Here is a 21496-nt window from a genome sequence, read left to right on the forward strand (position 1 = left end):
GTCTCTCCACGTGCCGGAACTGACGTCTGGCAGCCCAAGGTGCGACACTTTGTCCGGGCGCGATGGGCGCCTGGAATGTCTGGAGTCGCCATGTCCCTGCCCAGCGGGCTGATCATCACCGTTACCCTCGGCTACCTGGCCCTGCTGTTCGCCATCGCCTTCTATGGCGATCGCCGACCACCGCTCAAGCCGCGCCTGCGGGCCTGGGTCTACAGCCTGTCGCTGGCCGTCTACTGCACCAGCTGGACCTTCTTCGGTGCGGTCGGCCAGGCCGCCGATCAGCTCTGGTCCTTTCTGCCCATCTACCTGGGGCCCATCCTGTTCCTGCTGCTGGCGCCGCAACTGGTCAAGAAGATGGTGCTGATCAGCAAGAAGGAAAACATCACCTCCATCGCCGACTTCATCGCCTCCCGCTACGGCAAGTCGCAGACCCTGGCCATCGTCGTCGCGCTCATCTGCCTGGTCGGCGTCCTGCCCTACCTGGCGCTGCAGCTCAAGGGCATCGTCATCGGCGTCAACCTGCTGACCGGCATCAATGCCGAGTCCCTGAGCACCCGCGCCCAAGACACCGCGCTGTTCGTCTCCCTGGTGCTGGCGGTCTTCGCCATTCTCTTCGGCACCCGCAACCTGGACGTCACCGAGCACCATCGCGGCATGATGCTGGCGATCGCCTTCGAATCCCTGGTCAAGCTCGCCGCCTTCATCGCCGTCGGCCTCTGGGTCACCTATGGCCTGCACGACGGCTTCGCCGATCTGCTGACCCGGTCGCAGCAGGCGCCGCAACTGCAGGAATACTGGCGCGAGACGCTGGACTGGCCGGGCCTGCTGATCCAGACCGGCGTGGCCTTCATCGCCGTGATGTGCCTGCCGCGCCAGTTCCATGTCACGGTGGTGGAAAACACCGATACCCGGGACGTCAACCTGGCGCGCTGGGTGTTTCCGCTCTATCTGGCGCTGGCTGCCCTGTTCGTCATCCCCATCGCCCTGGCCGGCCAGCTGCACCTGCCCGGCGGCGTACTGCCCGACTCCTTCGTCATCAGCCTGCCGCTGGCCCAGGAGCGTCCCTGGCTGGCCTTGCTGGCCTTCCTGGGCGGCGCCTCGGCCGCCACCGGCATGGTGATCGTCGCCTGCGTGGCCCTCTCCACCATGATCTCCAACGACATCGTCCTGCCCTGGCTACTCAAGCGCCGGGGCCAGGTGGAGAGTCCCCATGCGGTGTTCAGCCACTGGATGCTCACGGTGCGCCGCGCCAGCATCGTGGTCATCCTGGTCCTGGCCTACTGCAGCTATCGCCTGCTGGGCTCCAATGCCAGCCTGGCCACCATCGGCCAGATCGCCTTCGCCGCCATCGCCCAGCTCGGACCGGCCATGGTCGGGGCGCTGTTCTGGAAGGCCGCCAATCGCCGCGGCGTCTTTGCCGGCCTCACCGCCGGGGCCCTGCTCTGGGGCTACCTGATGGTGCTGCCGGTGGTGGCCACCAGTCTGCAGTGGCCGTTGCACGCCTTTCCCGGCCTCGCCTGGTTCGAGCAACCCGCGGGGGAGCGGACGCTGCAACCAACTACGGTCGGTGCCCTGGTCTCCCTGGCCGGCAACTTCCTGCTGTTCGCCCTGGTGTCGCTGCTCTCGCGGACCCGGGTATCGGAATACTGGCAAGCCGGGCGCTTCATCGCCCAGTACGCCCTGCCCCGACCGCGCAATCGCGCCCTGCTGGCGGTCAAGCTGGAGGACCTGCGGCTGCTCGCCGCCCGCTTCGTCGGCGACGAGCGCGCCCGCCTGAGCTTCAGTCGCTTCGCCGAGCAAAGCGGCCTGACCTATCACCCCGCGATGAATGCCAACAGCGAATGGATCGCCCAGACCGAGCGCCTGCTGGCCGGGGTGATCGGCGCCTCCTCGGCACGCGCCGTGGTCAAGGCCGCCATCGAAGGCCGCGACATGCAGGTCGACGACGTGGTGCGCATCGCCGACGAGGCCTCGGAGGTGCTGGAATTCAACCGGGCGCTCTTGCAGGGCGCCATCGAGAACATCTCCCAGGGCCTCAGCGTGGTCGACCAGTCGCTGCGGCTGGTGGCCTGGAACCAGCGCTACCTGGAGCTGTTCGACTATCCCGACGGCATGATCCAGGTCGGCCGGCCCATCGCCGAGATCATCCGCTACAACGCCCTGCGCGGCCTCTGCGGACCGGGCGATCCCGACGAGCACGTGGCCCGGCGGGTGGAGCGGATGCGCCAGGGCATCCCCCACACCTCGGAACGCACCTTTCCCAATGGCCGGGTGATCGAGCTGATCGGCAGTCCCATGCCCGGGCGCGGCTTCGTGATGAGCTTTACCGACATCACCGCCTTCCGCGAGGCCGAGCGCGCTCTGCGCGAAGCCAACGAGGGCCTGGAGCAGCGCGTCGAGGAACGCACCCGCGAACTGTCCCAGCTCAACCAGGCGCTGGAGGAAGCCAAGGCTCATGCGGAAGCGGCCAACCAGTCGAAGAGCCGCTTCCTCACCGCGGTCAGCCACGACCTCATGCAGCCGCTGAGCGCCGCCCGCCTGTTCACCGCCGCCCTCGCCCACCAGGACGGCCTGGCCCAGGAAGCCCAGGAACTGGTGCGCAACATGGACAGCGCCCTGAGATCCAGCGAAGACCTGATCGCCGATCTGCTGGACATCTCGCGACTGGAGAACGGTCGCATCCTGGCCACGCCGGCACCCTTTTCCCTGGCCACCCTGTTCGAGGCCCTGGGTGTGGAATTCAAGGCTCTGGCGCAGAACCAGGGCACCAACCTGCGCATCCGCAGCAGTCGGCTGGTGGTCAACAGCGACAGCAAGTTGCTGCGGCGGGTGCTGCAGAATTTCCTCACCAATGCCCTGAGATATGCCCATGGCCGGGTGCTGCTCGGGGTCCGCCGCCAGGGCCAGAGCGTGAGCCTGGAGGTCTGGGACAGCGGCCCCGGCATCCCGTCGGACAAGCTGGAGCTGATCTTCGAGGAATTCAAGCGCCTGGACAGCCACCAGACCCGCGCGGAAAAGGGCCTGGGGCTCGGCCTGGCGATCGCCGATCGCCTTTGCCGGGTGCTGGGTCACGAACTCTCGGTGCGCTCCTGGCCGGGTCATGGCAGCGTCTTCAGCGTCAAGGTGCCCCTGGCACCCGCGCTGGCCATCCAGGCGGCGACCGCCAGCGAAACCGCCCAGCCCCTGGCCGGCGATCCGGTGCTGTGCATCGACAACGAAGACAGCATCCTGCTTGGGTTGCGCAGCCTGCTGGGCCGCTGGGGCTGCCAGGTCTGGACCGCACGCAGTCGCGAGGAATGCGCTGCCCTGCTCGCCCAGGGCGTGGTACCGCGACTGCTCATCGTCGACTATCACCTGAGCGATGCCGACACCGGTCCGGATGTCGCCGAATGGATTCGCCAGGCCCTGGGCCAGGACATCCCCGGCATCGTCATCAGTGCCGATGGCCGACCGGAATGCCTGGACCGGGTGCGTCAGGCGCGACTGGATTTCCTGCCCAAGCCGGTCAAGCCGGCTTCGCTACGCGCCTTGCTGAGTCGGCAACTGGCGCTCTCCGGTTGAGGGAACACGCAGACGGCACGTCACGACGCCGAACGGCCTTTCGTTCAGCGTCGATTAAGGTTGTCAGAAGCCTGAGAGACAGAACAATCCACAGCTTCTGTTGATAACTTTGTTGAAAACATGGTGGAAAAGAACCCGGAGCCTTGCTCTGCGGGCTCCCCAAACAAGTTGGTCATTTTTTAATCAGTTTAATAAGTTCAACATAATCAACAACTTAATTCAAAAGCAGGATTTTCGGCAGGGAAAACTCCAGGCCAGACAGGGCTTGACATGCGCTAGCACAACTTGTGCACAACTCTAGGTAAAAAAGACCAACGGACACCCCGCAGCTGTCGCACAATTGTCAAGTATTCGTGAAACAAATTTTTTCGAGCCTCCCGGGAGGCCGTATGGGGAGGCGGGCCGCAGGCTAGAGCCGACAGCTGCGGCCGCACGCAGGCCAAAGGCTAGCCTTGTCCTCTGCCGGTCATCGGGTAGACTGCCTGCTTTTGCTCAGGGCTGTCGTGGCGACGCCCAACCTGTCAATCAGGCATGGACGCGCCAGCCCTTCTGGAATAGCTCAGTCACATGAACGTCTTCATCGCGGGTCAACACGGCCAACTTTCTCAGGCGCTGCAACAACTGCTGGCCGCCAAGGCCCGGATAACCGTCATCGGCCGGGCCCAGGTGGATTTCACCCAGCTGGAGGCACTCCATGAACGCGTCCTGGCCGCAAAGCCCGACGTCATCATCAATGCCGCCGCCTACACCGCCGTGGACGCCGCCGAGAGCGATCCCCAGACCGCTGCCCTGATCAACGAACGGGTGCCCGAGGTCTTCGCCCGGGCCGCACAGCAGCTCGGCATTCCGATGGTCCACTACTCCACCGACTATGTTTTCGATGGCAGCAAGGAAGGCCGTTACCGGGAAGAAGATCCGACCTGCCCACTCAATGTCTATGGTCGGACCAAGCTGGCCGGCGAGAACGCCGTGCGTGAACACGCCGAGCGCCACCTCATCCTGCGCACCAGCTGGGTCTATTCCTGGCAGGGCAACAATTTCCTGCGCACCATGGTGCGGCTGCTCAGCGAGCGCGACGAACTGAACATCGTCGACGACCAGATCGGCGCGCCCACCTGGACCCGCACCATCGCCGCCGCCACCGACCGGCTGCTCGCCCACAGCGACCAGGACGAACTCTGGGGTACCTATCACCTGACCGCCAACGGCACCACCTCCTGGTTCGGGTTCGCCGAGCAGATCGCCCGGCGCCTGCGCGAGACCGGCCAGCTGAAGGCCCGCCTCAATCCCATCCCCAGCAGTTCCTATCCCACCCCGGCCCATCGCCCCATCAATTCCCGCCTGTCCACTGAAAAGCTGGCGGCGGTGCTGGGTGAGCCGCTACCCGACTGGCAAGCGGCTTTCGCCCAGTGCTGGAGCGAGCGCGAACTTCAGGTGAGCGGCTGAAACGGGCCGTCGGTCATACTTCTGGGATCTGCTCGAGAACTACCCCAGCCTCTCGAAGTCAATGGCACTGACCCCGCTCACGCCAGTCAGGTACGTCATGGACAACCCTTTCCAACTCATCGCCGCGGCTTTCGAGCATGACTTCCGGGTCAATTTCCGCATCGAGCGCCTCGACGGCAGCGTCAGCCTGACGCTGTCCGACGACAGCGGCGTCAAGGTCAAGCGGTTGATCAGCAAGCAGCAATTGCATGACCACACCCGCCTCGCGCGATTGATCGACAGCATCCGCCTGGGTATCGCCATCGATGAAGGTCATGGCGTCACGGCCTTGCTGGCCGGCGGCAGTGGCACCGTGAATCGTCTGACCGTAGCGAACTGAGCAGGAAGCAGCACTATGCACACCATGGAAGGCATCAGCGACGGCCTGCTACCGGGCCCTAGCCCGGTCACCCTGCTCGATGGCCTGGAGACGGCAGCTGCGCTGCATACCCCACGCGCCTCGCTGTACCAGCTCACCTGCGCCCGTCTCGACGAGCAACTGGCGCCACTCAAGGTCTGGCCAACGCTGCCGGACCGGACCGGGCGCTTTTCCTTTACCTTGCTGGACCGCTGCGGACGCATCCTCTACCGCTCGCCGACCTTGCGTCAGGCGCTGTATCGGGAAGAGGAACTGCTCAATGGTGTGATCGCCAGTGCGCGGCTGGCTGCCGTGCAAGCCGGACAGGGCTTTCCGTCCTGGGGTGTAGTGGACGTCGCCTGCCCCATGTATGAGCTGCCTGTCACCCAACTGCCCTGTGCGGGATGCCGGCTGCTGAAGTGCAAGAGCTGAGAGAAGCGTTACGGCTAAAACTCTGACGCTAACTACTTGTTTAGTATCTTTTTTAGCATCTTTGAATCTTCAACGTTCGAGACCAACGAATGCCAGGGCATCCGTACTGCAAGTCTCGCGCTGAAGCTTTCTTCGCCGAGTCGTTACTCGGAATATCTCAGCATGTTGGCGCCCGTGGCCCGCAGCACCGCCATGGATTGCGGCGCCAGCGCGCCGGCCCGCAGCGATACGTCCTTGCGAACCTCGTCGATTACCGTTTTCAGCAGCTGGCTCTCGCCCAGTTGCCGGGCGCTGACCACCCGGTTCACCCGCGCATCGTCACACTGCTGATCCTGCACCGTCAGCACAATACTGCCATCAGGGCGAGGCGCCGTGACCGAGCATTTATAAGTACTGAAAGCGGCAGTCAGTCTATCTATGGCGTTTTCCATTCTTCCCCCTCTTATTTGTCTAGAAGTGCATGGACGATCAAATACGACGCAACTGACAGTGATAGAAACAGCAAAGTTCTTGCGCTCTACTTGAATAAGACCCGCAATGGCGCTAGTGCCCGATTTTGTGAGCCAGCTCTGCTAATCGGGTTTTGCTGCGGAACTTTCAGCAGAGCAAAATCGATAAGGTATGACCATTCGTCCGCCTTGCCGGTCGTTGGGCATCTTGCCTCCCGACCTTATAAAGGCGCCGGTAGAGCGCCATGGCGGTCCTGATCGGTGGAACCTTTGCTTCCAGCGCTCACTCGAAAGGGCTGAAACGGATACCCATCGCCTATCAGGAGCGCGCCATGAACGACAAAATCCCTCCCGTGATCAAAGACGAGCTTGCCGCTGACATCGATGAGCAGGCACACAAGCAGAACGCTGACCGGGTCCGTCGTCATCTGGGCGAGGCCGAGCAGGCACTGACCGACGAATTCCACACCCTGCTGGCAGATGCCGAGCAGCTGCTCAAGCACACCGCCAGCATGGCCGGTGAGCAGGCAGACGAACTGCGTGCCAAGTTGAGCTCCAGCCTGGAACGCTCCCGCGATGTGCTCAAGTCCAAGCAGGACGATCTCTATCGCCAGGGCGTCGCGGCCAAGGAAACCACCGAGGAATACGTGGTCGACAATCCCTTCAAGGCCCTTGGCATCGCTGCTGGCGTCGGCTTCCTGATTGGCCTGCTGGCCTCGCGCCGCTAAGCCTGGGGGACTGCCATGGACACCTCCTCTCCTCCACGGGAGCTGCCTGACGAGGCGCCCAAGCCATCGGTCAAGCGCCTCGCCGGCGCAGTGGTCGGCCTGCTGCAGAGTCACCTGGAACTGCTGGGCATCGAGGTTCAGGAAGAGAAGGTCCGTACCTTCCAGCTGTTTCTCTTTACCGGCCTGAGCCTGATCTTCGGCTTGCTGGTACTGGTCGGCGTCTCGGCAGCGGTCATCATCGCCTTCTGGGATACCTACCGCATGGCTGCAACGCTGGGCCTGTGCGCCTTCTATGCGGTGGCACTGGTGATCTGCATCCTGCGGGCCCTGAGCCTGGTCAAGGGTGCGGCGCCCTTCCATGCCACCCTGGAAGAACTCAACCGCAACCGGGAGCGCCTACTGCCATGAACCAGCCGCTTACCTCTGCCACCAGCCAGGCAAAGCGCAAGGAACTGGTCCGGTTGCGCATGGAGATGTATCGCCAGCAGCTGATCTACAACGCTCAGCCCCTGCATAACCCCATCAGTCTCATCGGTGACCTGGTGCGACCGAACCGGGACAAGGTGGCCAGCTCGGCGAAGAAGCCGTTGATGCTGGGTGCCACGGTGTTCCTGTCGCTGTTCGGCAAACGCCTGGGCGCGGTGGGTCGGCTGGCCCGCATCGGCCTGGCGCTCTACCCGATCGTCAACCGCTTGCAGAATCGCCATCGCGAGCAGGCTGACCAGCCGCTGCCGCCGCCCCGCTAGCGGTGTTATGAAGAATGGCTCCCTCGGGAGCCATTCTGTCATCTGGCACCCTTATCGCATGGCTAAGCTGAACGCTCCGCCCACGATAAGGATAGCCCTGTGTTTTCTGGCCAGCCCACTGCCTTCTTCCAACCCTTCATCGACACCGCGACCGGGCGTATCGCCGGCGTCGAAGCCCTGGGCCGTCTGCGTCAGGCCGATGGCCGCCACGCCTCCGTCGGCCCCCTGTTCGCCAATCCCGATACCCCGACCGCGGAGCTGCTGCAGCTCGACCGCACCCTCAGGGACGATGCGCTGCGGCGCTTCGCCGGCGCGCCGGAGGACTGGTTTCTCAGCCTCAACCTCTCGCCACGCTGGATCAGCCAGCTGGACGATGGCGTCGCCCTGCCCAGCCTGGCGCAATTGCAGCGTTCCGGTATCGACCCGACGCGGATCGTCTACGAGATCACCGAGGCGGCCGGCGATCTGCCGAGCCTGACCCAGGCCGTCGCCCGCTACCGCGAACTCGGCATCCGCATCGCCATCGACGATTTCGGTTCCGGCTATTCGCAACTGGATCGGGTGCTGGACCTGCAGCCGGATATCCTCAAGCTAGACATGCGGCTGTTCCAGGCCGCCGCGCGAGGTGGCCCCCGGGGCGACGCGGTCAAGGCACTGGCGCAGATGGCCGAAAAGACCGGCTGCTGGCTGATCGCCGAGGGCGTCGAGACCGAGACCGAACTCGACTTCGCCCTGGAATGCGGCGCCCGCTACGTGCAGGGCTTTCTCTTCGCCGAGGCCACCGCCGAACTGGGCGCGAGCGACAGCCATCAGCAACGCTTCGCTGCCCTGCGCAGCCGCTTCGTCGATGGCAAGCTGGCCCAGCAGACCCGGTTACTGGAATTGCGCCAGCAACTCGCCGAATTCGTCACCCGGCTCAGACCCTGGGCGGAACACGGCGGCCCCCTGAGCGCGCTGCCCGATCCCCAGGCCTTTCCCGGACTGCTGCGCATCTACCAGTGCGACCGCGCCGGTACCCAGATCACCCCGAATCTGGAATGGAACGGCATGTTCTGGCGCGAGAATCGCCGCTACCTCAATCACAACTGGTCCTGGCGCCCCTACTTCTACGCCCTGCTGGCCGAAGGCTGGAACGAGCGCCGCCTGGCGCTTTCGACGGTCTACCGCGACGCCACCACCAACCAGTACTGCCTGACCGCCAGCCAGTTCCTGGAAAGCGGTCAGCGCCTGCTGCTGATCGACCTGGACGCCAGTCAATTGCCAGGCTTTGCCAAGTAAGCGGTGATGATCGTATGTTGCCGAGGTCAGAACGCAGAAGCGCCGCACGGCAACCGCCGGCGCTCCCCTTATCGGTGATAGCTCGAGGACGGCCTTGGACTGGCAGACACTTCTTATCCGCGAACGGCTGGGCAAACCCCTGCACAGCCCGGATGAACTGGGGCGCAGCCCCTTTCACAAGGACCACGACCGCATCATCTTTTCCGGTGCCTTCCGCCGGCTGGGGCGCAAGACCCAGGTTCACCCCGTCACCAGCAACGATCACATCCACACCCGCCTGACCCACAGCCTGGAAGTCAGCTGCGTCGGGCGCTCGCTGGGCATGCGCGTGGGCGAGAGCCTGAGGGGGGCGCTGCCCGACTGGTGCGATCCAAGCGATCTCGGCATGGTGGTGCAGTCGGCCTGCCTCGCCCACGACATCGGCAATCCGCCCTTCGGCCATTCCGGCGAAGACGCCATCCGCTACTGGTTCACCCAGGCCGCCGGCCGCGGCTGGCTGGACGACATGAGCGAGGCGGAGCGCCAGGACTTCCTGCATTTCGAAGGCAACGCCCAGGGCTTCCGGGTGCTGACCCAGCTTGAATACCACCAGTTCGACGGCGGCACCCGCCTGACCTACGCCACCCTCGGCACCTATCTCAAGTATCCCTGGACCTCGCGCTATGCTGCGGCGCCCGGGTACAAGAAGCACAAGTTCGGCTGCTACCAGAGCGAGCTGCCGCTGCTGGAGCAGATCGCCGAGAAACTCGAACTGCCGCTGCTGGGCCCGGAGCGCTGGGCACGGCATCCCCTGGTCTACCTCATGGAGGCCGCCGATGACATCTGCTACGGGCTGATCGATCTGGAAGACGGCCTGGAGATGGAGCTGCTGGACTATGCCGAGGTCGAGGCGCTGCTGCTGGGCCTGGTCGGCGACGACCTACCGGAAACCTATCGGCAACTCGGCCCCAAGGATTCGCGGCGGCGCAAGCTGGCCATTCTGCGCGGCAAGGCCATCGAACACCTCACCAACGCCACCGCCCGCGCCTTCGTCGACCAGCAGGATGCCCTGCTCGCCGGCACCCTGGGCGATGACCTGGTCGAACACATGGCCGGCCCGGCCAAGCTCTGCGTGCAGCGCGCCAAGGCGCTGGCCCGGGAAAAGATCTTCCACGACAAGCGCAAGACCCTGCACGAGATCGGCGCCTACACCACCCTGGAGATCCTGCTCAACGCCTTCTGTGGCGCCGCCCTGGAGCAGCACCGCGGGCGCGAGCCGTCGTTCAAGAGCCGCCGCATCCTCGACCTGCTGGGCAACAGCGCGCCCGATCCTTCCTGGACCCTGCACCAGGCCTTCATGCGGGTGATCGATTTCATCGCCGGCATGACCGACAGCTACGCCACCGCCATGGCGGCCGAGATGACCGGGCGTTCCAACCCGGTCTAAGGAGCGCCACGATGGCCACCGTACCCCGTACGCGCAAGGGCCCTGGCAGTCGCTGGCTGGCCGCCCAAGGCTGGAAGGCCTTTCCCTTTCAGCGCGAGGTGGCCAAGGCCATCGCCGCCGGCGAATCCGGTCTGCTGCACGCCACTACCGGCTCGGGTAAGACCTACGCGGTCTGGCTGGCCGCCCTGGATGCCTTCGTCGCGCCCAGGCCGATCACCGCCAAGGGCCTGCCCAGCAAGCGCAAACAGGCGCCACCGCCGCTCACCGTGCTCTGGCTGACGCCCATGCGCGCCCTGGCGGCGGACACCCTGCGCGCCCTGGAGCGGCCGGTGCTCGACGAAGAACTGGAATGGACTCTGGGCCTGCGCACCGGCGATACCGGCAGCAGCGAGCGCGCCCGGCAGAATCGCCGCCTGCCGACGGCCCTGGTCACCACGCCGGAGAGCCTGTCGCTGTTGCTCTCCCGCGAGGACGCCCAGGAAGCCCTGGGCCAGGTTCGCCTGGTGGTCATCGACGAATGGCACGAATTGCTCGGCAACAAGCGCGGCACCCAGACGCAACTCGCCCTGGCCCGCCTGCGGCGCTGGAATCCCGGGCTGCAGACCTGGGGCCTGTCGGCCACCCTCGGCAATCAGGCCCATGCGCTGGACGTGCTGCTGGCCGGTGCCCCGGGCCAGCTCGTCCAGGGTCGTCAGGACAAGCGCCTGCAGGTGGACACCCTGCTGCCCGAAGGCGGCGTCGAACGCTTCGCCTGGGCCGGGCACCTGGGCATGCGGCTGCTGCAGCAGGTGATCCGCGAACTGGAAGACAGCCCCACCACCCTGGTCTTCACCAACACCCGCGCCCAGACCGAACTCTGGTACCAGGCCCTGTTGCAGGCGCGCCCGGACTGGGCCGGTCTGATCGCCCTGCACCATGGCTCCATCGAGAAGCAGGCCCGCGAATGGGTGGAGGCCGGTCTCAAGAATGGCCAGCTCAAGGCGGTGATCTGTACCTCCAGCCTCGACCTCGGGGTGGATTTCCTGCCGGTGGAGCGGGTGCTGCAGATCGGCTCGCCCAAGAGCATCGCCCGCCTGCTGCAACGCGCCGGCCGCAGTGGTCACGCCCCGGGCCGGGCCTCGCGGGCGACCCTGGTACCCACCTACAGCCTCGACCTGCTGGATGCGGCGGCCACTCGCCGTGCCATCACCGCGGGCGAGATCGAGGCGCGCACCGCCCCGGTCAAGCCCCTGGACGTCCTGGTGCAGCATCTGGTGACCGTCGCCCTGGGCGGCGGCTTCGAACCGGACGACCTGCTACCGGAGATCCGCAGCGCCTGGGCCTATCGCCACCTCAGCGAAGGCGAATGGATCTGGGCGCTGGCCTTCGTTCGCAACGGGGGCGCCTCGCTGTCGGCCTATCCGGACTATCGCCGTGCCGAGCCCGATGCCGAAGGCATCTGGCGGGTGCCTGACAAGCAACTGGCCAAGCGGCATCGGCTGGGCATCGGCACCATCGTCAGCGAGACCAGCCTCAATGTGCAGTTCTGGTCCAAGGGCGGCGGTGGCAATCGCCTGGGCAATATCGAGGAAGGCTTCATCGCCCGGCTGCGGCCCGGCGACCACTTTCTCTTCGCCGGTCGTACCCTGGAACTGGTACGGGTGGAAAACATGACGGTGTACGTGCGCCGTGCCAGCGGGCGCAAGGCCGCCATCCCGCGCTGGAGCGGCAGTCGCATGCCGCTCTCGGACACCCTCGCCCGGCACGTGCTGGCCCTGCTCGAAGACGCCGAGGCCCAGCGTTACGAAAGCCCGGAAATGCGCCTGCTGCAACCGCTGCTGGATGTACAGCGGCAGTGGTCGGCACTGCCCAGCGCCCATTACCTGCTCGCCGAGACCCTGGAATCCCGCGAAGGCTCGCACCTGTTCCTCTATCCCTTCGCCGGCCGGCATGCCCATCTGGGGCTGGCCAGCCTGCTGGCCTGGCGCCTGGCGCAGAGGAGACCCTGCACCTTTTCCATCGCCGTCAACGACTACGGCCTGGAACTGGTCTCACCGGTCAGCCTGGACTGGCAGGAGCTACTCGATGCCAGCCTCTTCACTACCGACAACCTGGTCAGCGATACCCTCGCCAGTCTCAACGCCGCCGAACTCGCCCAGCGCCGGTTTCGCGAGATCGCCCGCATCTCGGGGCTGATCTTTTCCGGCTATCCGGGGGCGCACAAGAGCAACCGCCAGCTGCAGGCCAGCAGCAGTCTCTTCTACCAGGTCTTTCGCCAGTACGACCCGGACAACCTGCTGCTCGGCCAAGCCCAGACCGAAGTCCTGCGCCAGGAACTCGATGCCGATCGCCTGCAGCAGACCCTGACCCGGACCGGCGCCCTGCCCCTGCGCCTGGTGAACCTGGACCATCCCTCGCCCTTCGCGCTGCCCCTCATGGTCGAGCGCTTGCGCGAGAGTCTGAGTTCGGAAAAGCTGGCCGACCGCATCACCCGCCTGGTCGGCGATCTGGAACGCGAAGCCGGGCCCGACGAGCGAGCACGCGCCTTCGATCCCGAATCCCTGGTGCAACCCAGCCATGACAGCGATCTGACGCCCCGCCGTGGCGCTACTGCGCGGCGTCCTCGCGTACAGAAATCCGGTCGTCCTCGATAACGATCCGGCCCTGGCGATAGAGATGGCCGATGGCCTTCTTGAAATTGCCCTTGCTGACGCCGAACAGCTGGTGGATCAGGGCTGGCGGACTGCTGTCGCTGAGCTCCAGCACCCCGCCGCGCGCCTTGGCCAGGGCGATGATCTGCTCGGCGAGATCGGCGCCCGCCGCGGCTCCCTGGGCCTGCAGGGTCAGGCTGATCTTGCCGTCCGCTCGGATCTCGCGAATGAAGCCGCGCTCGCGCTGACCCAGGCGCAGCGGCTTGAAGGCCTCATTGCGATGCACCAAGCCCCAGTGCTTGTTGTCGACGATCACCTTGTAGCCGAGGTCGGTCTGCTCGACCACCAGCAACGGCACCGGCTGGCCGACCTTGTAGCGCGGCGGGTCGCGGTCCAGATAGCGATCCAGGCGTGCGGTGGCGACGATCCGCCGGGTGCGGGCGTCCAGATGCACGTGCACCACGCAATGGTCGCCCACCTGCAGCGGACGCTTCTCTTCCGAATGCGGCAGCAGCAGGTCCTTGGGCAGGCCCCAGTCGAGGAAGATCCCTACCCGGCCGACCTCCACCACCCGCAGACTGGCAAAGCCGCCGACCTGCACCTTCGGCTTATCGGTGGTGGCGATCAGGCGGTCTTCGCTGTCCAGATAAAGGAAGACGTTGAGCCAGTCGCCTTCGGCGCAGGGTTCGTCACGCGGCGCATAACGACGCGGCAGCAGCACCTCGCCGTCGTTGCCGGCATCCAGGAACAGACCGATGGGGGTGTTGCGCAAAATCTGCAAGCTGTTGAAGCGACCCAGCAAGGCCATGAATGGAGACTCCTGTAGAAAGCGGTCCATTTTACCGCGATCATCAAGGCCACTGCTCGATCGCTAGCCTGCATCGTCGAAAAGGTCGCTCGGCGGCATGCGCAACGCTGATGGCGGCAAGGCAGTGCTCGTGTGACGAACCTCGACCTGACCTGACTCCATCCCCGCATAGCTCGGCGCCATGAGTTGCCGAAGGCACATCCGTAGGGCCGGAGCATCATGTTATTGGCGGCTGCTTGCGGCTTGGAACCGCAAGCTGAAGGGAAGCAGCCCACGCGCGAGGAGCGCGCCCACTGCTCCACGTCGAATCCAGTGACCGCCTGACTCAGGCAGTCAGGCAGTCAGGCAGTCAGGCAGTCAGGCAGTCAGGCAGTCAGCTGCGAGTGGAATCTCTATGAAGAGACCGACCGTATCAGCCTCGACGCGCATCGCCGCCACGACCGTATTCAACAGGAACGGATTGGTAGCCTGCTCGTTGGTCACTATGCGCTGGGTCAGCTTGATCGCCTGGTGGGCGTGGTAAACCGCTATCAGTATCTCGTTGAGGTTCAGGCGACGAAGCTCGACGCGGTATCCGGCGAGGCCATGGCCCAGTGCGCGTCCTGCGCTTTCCAGTCCGTTTTTCACAGTAGATCCTTGGACCCTTGCGGTCCGGGGTAATAATTCGAACGAAATAATAGCACCTAGCCACCACCCGAATTGAGCAGGTCATCACCGTTTCGACACCACTGGCCTATGAGATCCGCCACGCCAGGCTAAGCCCTCGCCCGCAACGGCTGTGCATGGCTCAGGCCGGCCACGGAATAGCTCTGCCTGGACGCCAACTGGCGACATCTCGGCGCGCAGGACCAGGGTGCCGACCTGCAACGACGTTCAAAGGAGCCTGCAGGGGGCGCATAGGCTCCTGAAAAACCTGCAGAACCATCAGGTGCGCAATACGGCTTGCCGAACTCGACGTACTGCCCTGCGTCTCGCTCCCCGGTACCCTCCGTTCAGGAAACGATTCAGCACGGATCGCTGCTCGCAGTCGACGTGACCAGGCCCAGGACAGCGCTCGGCGCTCCCTCCGCCAACAGCCGTTTACCTGCTCCAGCTACCGCTTCGACCATGGTCGGTAAAGTCAACATCGGGCAGCTCAAAGGTCTTGTTTTGCGCAAGCCAGTCTGAGACCATCCATCGCTGTCAGGTGAGGCTGTCTCTACAAAGCGGCTCACCTGTCGAGAACCTGGAGTACATCAGGGCCAGCTTTCGCGGCATGGGTTTCTCCTCGTTTCAAAACTGTCGTCCTTTGGACAACAACGTCATCTTATTCAAGGAGAAATCCATGTCTACTCGCCAAACTGGCACCGTCAAGTGGTTCAACGACGAGAAAGGCTTCGGCTTCATCACTCCCCAGAGCGGTCCGGACGTGTTCGTTCACTACCGTTCCATTCAGGGTAACGGCTTCAAGAGCCTGCAAGAAGGCCAGGCTGTTTCCTTCCTGGTCGTGCAAGGCCAGAAAGGCCTGCAGGCCGATGAGGTGCAGGTGATCTAATCACCCGCCTTATCGAAAAAGCCCAACCCCCGGTTGGGCTTTTTTTTGCGCGGACGTTGGCCCCTGCCAGCTTTCGCTATCGCCACCTAGGGATGAGGTGCGTTTCATGAAGACTCTCGCTGCCCTGCTCTGCCTGCTTCTGCTCGCCGGTTGCGCCGCCTTTCCCGGTGACGAACTCTCTTCCCAGCCATTCCGCACGTCCCTGAGCGCGCCACCACAGCGGCCCAATGTGCTGGTGGAATTCAATTTCTATCGTGGCACTGTCGAGGACGCCAAGGACGCGACATCGATCGCCGTCGCCCGTGAAGGCCTGAAGCCCCGGTTGCGCGAGATCCTGGCAGGCTCCGGGCTGTTCGACCGCATCACCCTGGTGCCGGAACTCGGCAGACCCGACGACGCCCTGCTGCGCCTCAAGCTCTACAACAGCACCTCCTACGCCGCCGCCATCGCCAGTGGCCTGATCACCGGCGCAACCTTCTTTCTCGTCCCGGGAACCGCCAGGGACGACTATGTGCTGACCGCCGAATGGATCGCGCCGGGAAGCGGACCGTCCACCCGCGTGCGCAACGCCAGCTCGGTGCGCACCTGGATGGGGGTGTGGTTCCTGCCCCTGGCCGCCAGCCATCAGGCCGGGACCGCCATCGAGGAATCCTTCGCCCGCCAGGTCAACGAAGCCCTGCGCCAGCTGCAGAACGCCGGCGTGTTCGCTGACCACTCCTCGCCCCAGGGGAACGGCGAAACGCCTGCGCCGGTCATACCTTGACCGGCAATCACGTAGACGAGGATCCCATGGCCGAAGAAAAGCGCAAAGCCGACGAACGCGAACTGCCCAAGGACGAAAAGCCCCTGCGCACCGAGCACGCCAAGACCGACGACGGGCGCGATCCGCCTTCGCCCAACAGTCCGGACCGTACCAAGGACGCCACCGGCTACAACTGATCCCGCCTTTCCGGAAACGACCGCTGCGGCGGTCGTTTCTTTATCCGCGCCCTGCCCCTTGGGGTTGGCTCGCCCCTCCCTCCTTACTGCATAATGCCCACACTCCGACGTCTATCGGCCCCTTTTCTCTTCAACTAGGCCGATACCCTGCCAAGGTGTGTGTCCCGATGCGAAAGACCTTCCGATCTCTGGGCCTGCTGCTGAGCTGCTGCGCCCTGGGCTTTTCCCTGCCCGTCAATGCCGATACCTCCTACCTGCCGCCGCGAATCGAAAAGGCGATGCAGACCAACAAGATTCCCGGCAGCGACCTGTCGCTGGTGATGCTGCCCCTCGATGGCCCGGGCGAGAACGACTACTACAATGCCGACGTCTCGGTGAATCCGGCTTCGACCATGAAGCTGATCACCACCTTTGCCGCCCTGGAACTGCTGGGTCCCACCTATCAGTGGAAGACCGAGTTCTATACCGACGGTACGCTCAAGGACGGCAACCTCAACGGCAATCTCTACCTCAAGGGTGGCGGCGATCCCAAGCTGAACATGGAGCGGCTGTGGCTGCTCATGCGTGATCTGCGCGCCAATGGCGTGCTGGAAGTCACCGGTGACCTGGTGCTGGATCGCGGTCGCTTCGTGAAACCCAATCTGCCGGCCTTCAACGACGATGGCGAAGACGAGAACAAGACCTTCCTGGTCGGTCCGGACTCGCTGCTGGTCAATCTCAAGTCGGTGCGCATGGTGGTCCGCTCGGCCGATGGCCGGGTCAGCGTCTCCATGGATCCGCCGCTGACCAACGTCAACATCGACAACCAGATGCGCGCCACCGGCAAGAGCGGTTGCCCGGCCTGGCCCGAAGTGCGCTTCAATCCGGTGCCTCAGGCCGATGGCAGTACCAGCCTCATCGTCAGCGGCCAGTTGCCGGACGGTTGCAACGCCCAGAGCTATCTGTCGCTGCTCGATCACCCTGCCTATACCGCCGGCGCGGTCCGGGCCATCTGGCAGGAACTGGGTGGCAGCATCAAGGGCCGTACCCGCGAGGGCAGCGTGCCGCGCAATGCCGAGCTGCTCGCCCGGGCCTTCTCGCCCGATGTGGTGGAGATCATTCGCGACATAAACAAGTACAGCAACAACACCATGGCCCAGCAGCTGTTCCTCTCCATCGGGGCGCAATTCCGCACCTCGGCGGATGCCGACGACAGCAAGGCGGCGCTGCGGGTCATCCGCTCGTGGCTGGCGCGCAAGGGCATCAATGCCAGTCACCTGATCATGGAGAACGGCTCCGGCCTGTCCCGGACCGAGCGGGTCAGTGCCCGGGAGATGGCGGAGATCCTGCGCGCCGCCTGGCAGAGTCCCTACGGCCCGGAGTTCATCTCTTCACTGCCGCTGGCCGGCATGGACGGCACCCTGCGCAAGCGCATGAAGAATTCACCGCTGACCGGCCAGGCCCACATGAAGACCGGCACCCTGAACAATGTACGGGCCCTGGCGGGCTTCGTCCGGGACGCCAACGCGCGCAACTGGGTGGTGGTCGCCATTCTCAACAGCAGCCGCCCCTGGGGAGCTTCGTCGATCCTGGACGAGGTGGTGCTGGACCTCTATCAGCGCAGCCGCCAGGATGGCGCGGTCGCCAACTGACGCGCAAAACAAAACCGGCGTCTGCTTGCACAGACGCCGGTTTTGTTTACCACACTCGGCAAGGCAGGCCGGAAAGCCGACGTTACCGCGCTGCACCGCATTGGGCAAGAACTTTGTCCCACGCACCCTTGTGGGGCATTTTCAGGCCTTTGACGGGCTAGATCATGCCGAGCAAGAGCAGTACCAGCAGGACGACCAGGATGGCGCCCACGATACCGGACGGGCCATAGCCCCAGCTGCGCGAATGCGGGAATACCGGAAGTCCGCCGATGAGCAGGACCAGCAGCACCAGAACCAGGATGGTCGAGAGAGTCATCTGCCATTCTCCATGAAGGCCAGGGGTCGACCGTCGCCGTAACAGCTTGATACGAAGCAACGGGCCTATTCCATGGACCCGCGCCAGCGACGGAAAATCCCGACGTCGTCAGGTAACTCCGGCTGCCCATGCCAAGTCGGTGTTTTCACGCCCAAAAGAAAGCCCGGATCAGAGATCCGGGCTTGGTCTTGTCGCAGATATCTGTCAGTGCGAGACGGCGCCGCTGGCACCCAGACCGGTCTGGGATCTGACGAACTGCGGATAGAAGCGCGCACGCTCTTCTTCGCCAGCCGCCGACTTGTCGGTGATGGAGAAGAACCAGATACCGATGAAGGCCACGGCAATGGAGAACAGCGCCGGGTATTCATAGGGGTAGATCGGCTTGGCATGACCGAGGATGGTCACCCAGATGGTCGGGCCGAGCACCATCAGGGCCACTGCGGTGATCAGGCCGAGCCAGCCACCGATCATGGCGCCACGAGTGGTCAGCCGCTTCCAGTACATCGAAAGCAGCAGGATGGGGAAGTTGCAGCTGGCGGCGATGGAGAACGCCAGGCCCACCATGAAGGCGATGTTCTGCTTCTCGAAGAGGATGCCAAGGGCGATGGCGACGACGCCCAGCGCCACGGTGGTCATCTTGGAGACGCGGATCTCGTCCTTCTCGTTGGCCTTGCCCTGCTTGATCACGCTGGCGTAGAGGTCATGGGAGACCGCCGAAGCACCGGCCAGGGTCAGACCGGCGACCACCGCCAGGATGGTGGCAAAGGCCACCGCCGAGATGAAGCCCAGGAAGATGCTGCCACCCACGGCGTTGGCCAGGTGTACCGCGGCCATGTTGTTGCCACCCAGCAGGGCGCCGGCGGCGTCCTTGAAGGCCGGGTTGGTGCTGACCAGCAGGATGGCGCCAAAGCCGATGATGAAGGTCAGGATGTAGAAATAACCGATGAAGCCGGTAGCGTAGAACACGCTCTTGCGGGCTTCCTTGGCGTCACTGACGGTGAAGAAGCGCATCAGGATGTGCGGCAGGCCGGCGGTGCCGAACATCAGCGCCAGACCCAGGGAGAAGGCCGAGATCGGATCCTTCACCAGACCGCCGGGACTCATGATGGCTTCGCCCTTCGGATGCACGGCGATGGCTTCGGCGAACAGGCGGTTGAAGTCGAAGCCGACGTGCTTCATCACCATGAAGGCCATGAAACTGGCACCGGAGAGCAGCAGCACCGCCTTGATGATCTGTACCCAGGTGGTGGCCAGCATGCCGCCGAAGAGCACATAGAGCACCATCAGGATACCCACCAGCACCACGGCGATGCTGTAGTCCAGGCCGAACAGCAGCTGGATCAGCTTGCCGGCACCGACCATCTGGGCGATCAGGTAGAGGGCGACCACCACCAGCGACCCGCAGGCGGACAGGGTACGGATGTCCTTCTGCTTGAGGCGATAGGAGGCCACGTCGGCGAAGGTGTACTTGCCCAGGTTGCGCAGGCGCTCGGCGATCAGGAACAGGATGATCGGCCAGCCCACCAGGAAGCCGATGGAGTAGATCAGGCCGTCGTAGCCGGAGGTGAACACCAGGGCGGAAATGCCCAGGAAGGAGGCGGCCGACATGTAGTCACCGGCGATCGCCAGGCCGTTCTGGAAACCGGTGATGCGTCCACCGGCGGCGTAGTAGTCCGCGGCAGAGCGATTGCGTTTCGAGGCCCAGTAAGTGATGCCCAGGGTGGCCCCGACGAAGGCCACGAACATCAGGATGGCGGAGACGTTCAGGGGTTGGCGCTGGACCGCGCCGCTGATGGCATCGGCGGCCCAGAGCGAAGGCGAGAGGGCCAGCAGCGCGGCGGTCAGGGAAAGACGTTTCATGGCTGCACCTCCCGGAGGATTTCCGCGTTGAGCCGATCGAATTCGCCATTGGCCCGGCGTACATAGATACCGGTCAGGACGAAGGCCGAAAGGATCAGACCGACGCCCAGGGGAATGCCCCAGGTCATGGCGGTCTCCGCATGGATACGGGTGCCGAGGACCTTGGGGGCGAAGGCGATCAGGAGGATGAAGGCGGAATAGAGTCCGAGCATGATGGCCGAAAGCGTCCAGGCGAATCGCCCGCGTTTCGCCACCAGCTCCTGGAAACGCGGACTGGCTTCAATCCGCCGGTAGGTGCTGTCATTCATTATTGTTGTTCCTTACAGCATGACGGGAGCGTCGAGCTCTACTCTAGGCCCGCCCGGTAAGGCTTCCAGACGACTTTAGTCGTACCCCTCCAGACCTCAGTAATCCCAGAGGCGACGCCAGCCCTGCAACGGGTGGTGACCCTCGCCATCGAGCACTGAAACGCTCGCTGTCATCCCCGCACTGAGGTGGATATCCGCCGGTACGTCGAGCAGTTCGATGCGCACCGGAATGCGCTGCGCCAGGCGTACCCAGTTGAAGGTCGGCTCGACGTTGGCCAGCAACTGGGCATCATTGGCCGCATTGCGATCGGTGATGCCGCTGCTGATGCTCGCCACCCGTCCCTGCAGCGGCGCTGCCTGGTTCATCAGGCGCACCCGTACCGCAGCGCCGGGGTGGATATGGGGGATCTTGGTTTCCTCGAAATAGGCCATGACGTAGAAGGAACGGGTATCCACCAGCGCCATCACCGCCTGGCCGGTCTGCACATAGTTGCCCTCGGCGAATCTGAGGTTGGTGATCCGCCCCTCCCGCGGCGCCAGCACCCGGCTGCGATCCAGGTTGATCTGGGCCAGGTTCACGTCGCTCAGGGCTTCCTGGTACTGGCTGCGGGCGACGGCGACATTGACCTGGGCGGTCTCGCGGTCCTCCGCGCTGATGGCACTGGTACCCAGACGTTGGCGCCGGGCCGCCTCGCTTTCGCGCAGACGCAGTTGCTGCTGGCGCGTATCGGCCACCGCCTTGGCATGGTCGAGATTGGCCTGATAGCGCTGCTGGTCGATCTGCAGGAGCAGATCGCCGCGCTTTACCAGCTGGTTGTCCACCACTGCCAGGCGCGTCACCCAGCCCGACACGTCGGGCGCCACCACCACCACGTCCGCCCGTACCCGCGCATCGCGGGTCCAGGGGGTGTAGAGATAGAAATGCCACAGCCAGGTGCCGGCCAGGATGGCGAGCAGTACCACGCTCAGGGTTATCGCCACACGCAGGGTCTTGTGCATCGCCTTGG

Annotated in this window: 21 protein-coding genes; 14 read left to right on the top strand and 7 right to left on the bottom strand. The window is 64.4% G+C overall.

Going from position 1 to position 21496, the window contains the following annotated elements; all coding sequences use genetic code 11:
• Positions 1 to 90 precede the first annotated feature (90 nt).
• The 4 genes from PVZ72_RS02640 (at position 91) to PVZ72_RS02655 (ending at position 5836) form a co-directional block, all read left to right on the top strand.
• On the top strand, positions 91 to 3561 hold the full coding sequence (locus PVZ72_RS02640; protein ID WP_273861150.1) for a hybrid sensor histidine kinase/response regulator: 3471 nt from the start codon (positions 91 to 93) through the stop codon (positions 3559 to 3561).
• Between the two features lie 567 nt (positions 3562 to 4128).
• On the top strand, positions 4129 to 5007 hold the full coding sequence (rfbD, locus tag PVZ72_RS02645; RefSeq protein ID WP_187978894.1) for a dTDP-4-dehydrorhamnose reductase: 879 nt from the start codon (positions 4129 to 4131) through the stop codon (positions 5005 to 5007).
• A gap of 97 nt (positions 5008 to 5104) precedes the next feature.
• A complete protein-coding gene (locus tag PVZ72_RS02650; RefSeq protein WP_064306571.1) occupies positions 5105 to 5386 on the top strand; it encodes a DUF3509 domain-containing protein in 282 nt (93 codons plus the stop codon).
• A gap of 15 nt (positions 5387 to 5401) precedes the next feature.
• Entirely contained in the window at positions 5402 to 5836 is a 435-nt protein-coding gene (locus tag PVZ72_RS02655; RefSeq protein WP_187978892.1) for a hypothetical protein, read from the top strand.
• 143 nt (positions 5837 to 5979) lie between these two features.
• Here the strand turns inward: PVZ72_RS02655 and PVZ72_RS02660 are convergent, their stop codons facing one another.
• On the bottom strand, positions 5980 to 6267 hold the full coding sequence (locus tag PVZ72_RS02660) for a DUF3509 domain-containing protein (protein ID WP_007159080.1): 288 nt from the start codon (positions 6265 to 6267) through the stop codon (positions 5980 to 5982).
• A 350-nt stretch (positions 6268 to 6617) separates the two neighbouring features.
• On the opposite strand from PVZ72_RS02660, the gene PVZ72_RS02665 reads away from it, so the two are divergent.
• The 6 genes from PVZ72_RS02665 (at position 6618) to PVZ72_RS02690 (ending at position 13096) form a co-directional block, all read left to right on the top strand.
• Positions 6618 to 7013, top strand: a complete 396-nt coding sequence (locus tag PVZ72_RS02665) for a DUF883 family protein (RefSeq protein WP_187978891.1) — start codon at positions 6618 to 6620, stop codon at positions 7011 to 7013.
• 15 nt (positions 7014 to 7028) lie between these two features.
• The gene (locus PVZ72_RS02670) at positions 7029 to 7421 is read left to right on the top strand and encodes a phage holin family protein (protein ID WP_133859534.1); all 393 of its coding nucleotides are present in this window, start codon (positions 7029 to 7031) and stop codon (positions 7419 to 7421) included.
• A complete protein-coding gene (locus PVZ72_RS02675) occupies positions 7418 to 7759 on the top strand; it encodes a hypothetical protein (protein ID WP_187978890.1) in 342 nt (113 codons plus the stop codon). The genes PVZ72_RS02670 and PVZ72_RS02675 overlap by 4 nt, the downstream gene beginning before the upstream one ends.
• Before the next feature lie 99 nt (positions 7760 to 7858).
• On the top strand, positions 7859 to 9037 hold the full coding sequence (locus tag PVZ72_RS02680; protein WP_133859536.1) for an EAL domain-containing protein: 1179 nt from the start codon (positions 7859 to 7861) through the stop codon (positions 9035 to 9037).
• Positions 9038 to 9131: 94 nt separating this feature from the next.
• On the top strand, positions 9132 to 10463 hold the full coding sequence (locus tag PVZ72_RS02685; RefSeq protein ID WP_007159085.1) for a deoxyguanosinetriphosphate triphosphohydrolase: 1332 nt from the start codon (positions 9132 to 9134) through the stop codon (positions 10461 to 10463).
• 11 nt (positions 10464 to 10474) lie between these two features.
• On the top strand, positions 10475 to 13096 hold the full coding sequence (locus PVZ72_RS02690; RefSeq protein ID WP_273861151.1) for a ligase-associated DNA damage response DEXH box helicase: 2622 nt from the start codon (positions 10475 to 10477) through the stop codon (positions 13094 to 13096).
• On the opposite strand, the gene PVZ72_RS02695 is transcribed toward PVZ72_RS02690, so the two are convergent.
• Positions 13050 to 13901 carry a CvfB family protein gene (locus PVZ72_RS02695; protein ID WP_187978888.1) on the bottom strand — a complete coding sequence of 284 codons (852 nt, stop codon included), beginning with the start codon at positions 13899 to 13901 and terminating at the stop codon, positions 13050 to 13052. The genes PVZ72_RS02690 and PVZ72_RS02695 overlap by 47 nt on opposite strands.
• Positions 13902 to 14258: 357 nt before the next feature.
• Entirely contained in the window at positions 14259 to 14528 is a 270-nt protein-coding gene (locus PVZ72_RS02700; RefSeq protein ID WP_252977097.1) for a hypothetical protein, read from the bottom strand.
• A 697-nt stretch (positions 14529 to 15225) separates the two neighbouring features.
• Here PVZ72_RS02700 and PVZ72_RS02705 point away from each other — a divergent pair.
• The 4 genes from PVZ72_RS02705 (at position 15226) to dacB (ending at position 18005) form a co-directional block, all read left to right on the top strand.
• Complete coding sequence (locus PVZ72_RS02705; RefSeq protein WP_007159089.1) at positions 15226 to 15435, top strand: cold-shock protein; 210 nt, start codon at positions 15226 to 15228, stop codon at positions 15433 to 15435.
• Positions 15436 to 15541: 106 nt separating this feature from the next.
• Positions 15542 to 16198: a hypothetical protein gene (locus PVZ72_RS02710; protein WP_273861152.1), complete on the top strand. Its 657-nt coding sequence runs from the start codon at positions 15542 to 15544 to the stop codon at positions 16196 to 16198.
• A gap of 26 nt (positions 16199 to 16224) precedes the next feature.
• Positions 16225 to 16374, top strand: a complete 150-nt coding sequence (locus PVZ72_RS02715; protein ID WP_017639713.1) for a hypothetical protein — start codon at positions 16225 to 16227, stop codon at positions 16372 to 16374.
• Between the two features lie 167 nt (positions 16375 to 16541).
• Positions 16542 to 18005 carry a D-alanyl-D-alanine carboxypeptidase/D-alanyl-D-alanine endopeptidase gene (gene dacB / locus PVZ72_RS02720; RefSeq protein ID WP_273861153.1) on the top strand — a complete coding sequence of 488 codons (1464 nt, stop codon included), beginning with the start codon at positions 16542 to 16544 and terminating at the stop codon, positions 18003 to 18005.
• A 157-nt stretch (positions 18006 to 18162) separates the two neighbouring features.
• Here dacB and PVZ72_RS02725 read toward each other — a convergent pair whose 3' ends face one another.
• The 4 genes from PVZ72_RS02725 to PVZ72_RS02740 form a co-directional block, all read right to left on the bottom strand.
• The gene (locus tag PVZ72_RS02725; RefSeq protein ID WP_007159093.1) at positions 18163 to 18321 is read right to left on the bottom strand and encodes a DUF3309 family protein; all 159 of its coding nucleotides are present in this window, start codon (positions 18319 to 18321) and stop codon (positions 18163 to 18165) included.
• Between the two features lie 204 nt (positions 18322 to 18525).
• Positions 18526 to 20181 (bottom strand): cation acetate symporter, encoded by a 1656-nt coding sequence (locus PVZ72_RS02730; RefSeq protein WP_187978886.1) that lies wholly within the window; start codon positions 20179 to 20181, stop codon positions 18526 to 18528.
• On the bottom strand, positions 20178 to 20489 hold the full coding sequence (locus tag PVZ72_RS02735; RefSeq protein WP_133859542.1) for a DUF485 domain-containing protein: 312 nt from the start codon (positions 20487 to 20489) through the stop codon (positions 20178 to 20180). The genes PVZ72_RS02730 and PVZ72_RS02735 overlap by 4 nt, the downstream gene beginning before the upstream one ends.
• Before the next feature lie 96 nt (positions 20490 to 20585).
• Positions 20586 to 21488, bottom strand: a complete 903-nt coding sequence (locus tag PVZ72_RS02740) for an efflux RND transporter periplasmic adaptor subunit (RefSeq protein WP_187978885.1) — start codon at positions 21486 to 21488, stop codon at positions 20586 to 20588.
• Positions 21489 to 21496 lie beyond the last annotated feature (8 nt).

This window comes from Pseudomonas sp. LA5 (assembly GCF_028640825.1).
Lineage (GTDB): Bacteria > Pseudomonadota > Gammaproteobacteria > Pseudomonadales > Pseudomonadaceae > Chryseomonas > Chryseomonas aestiva.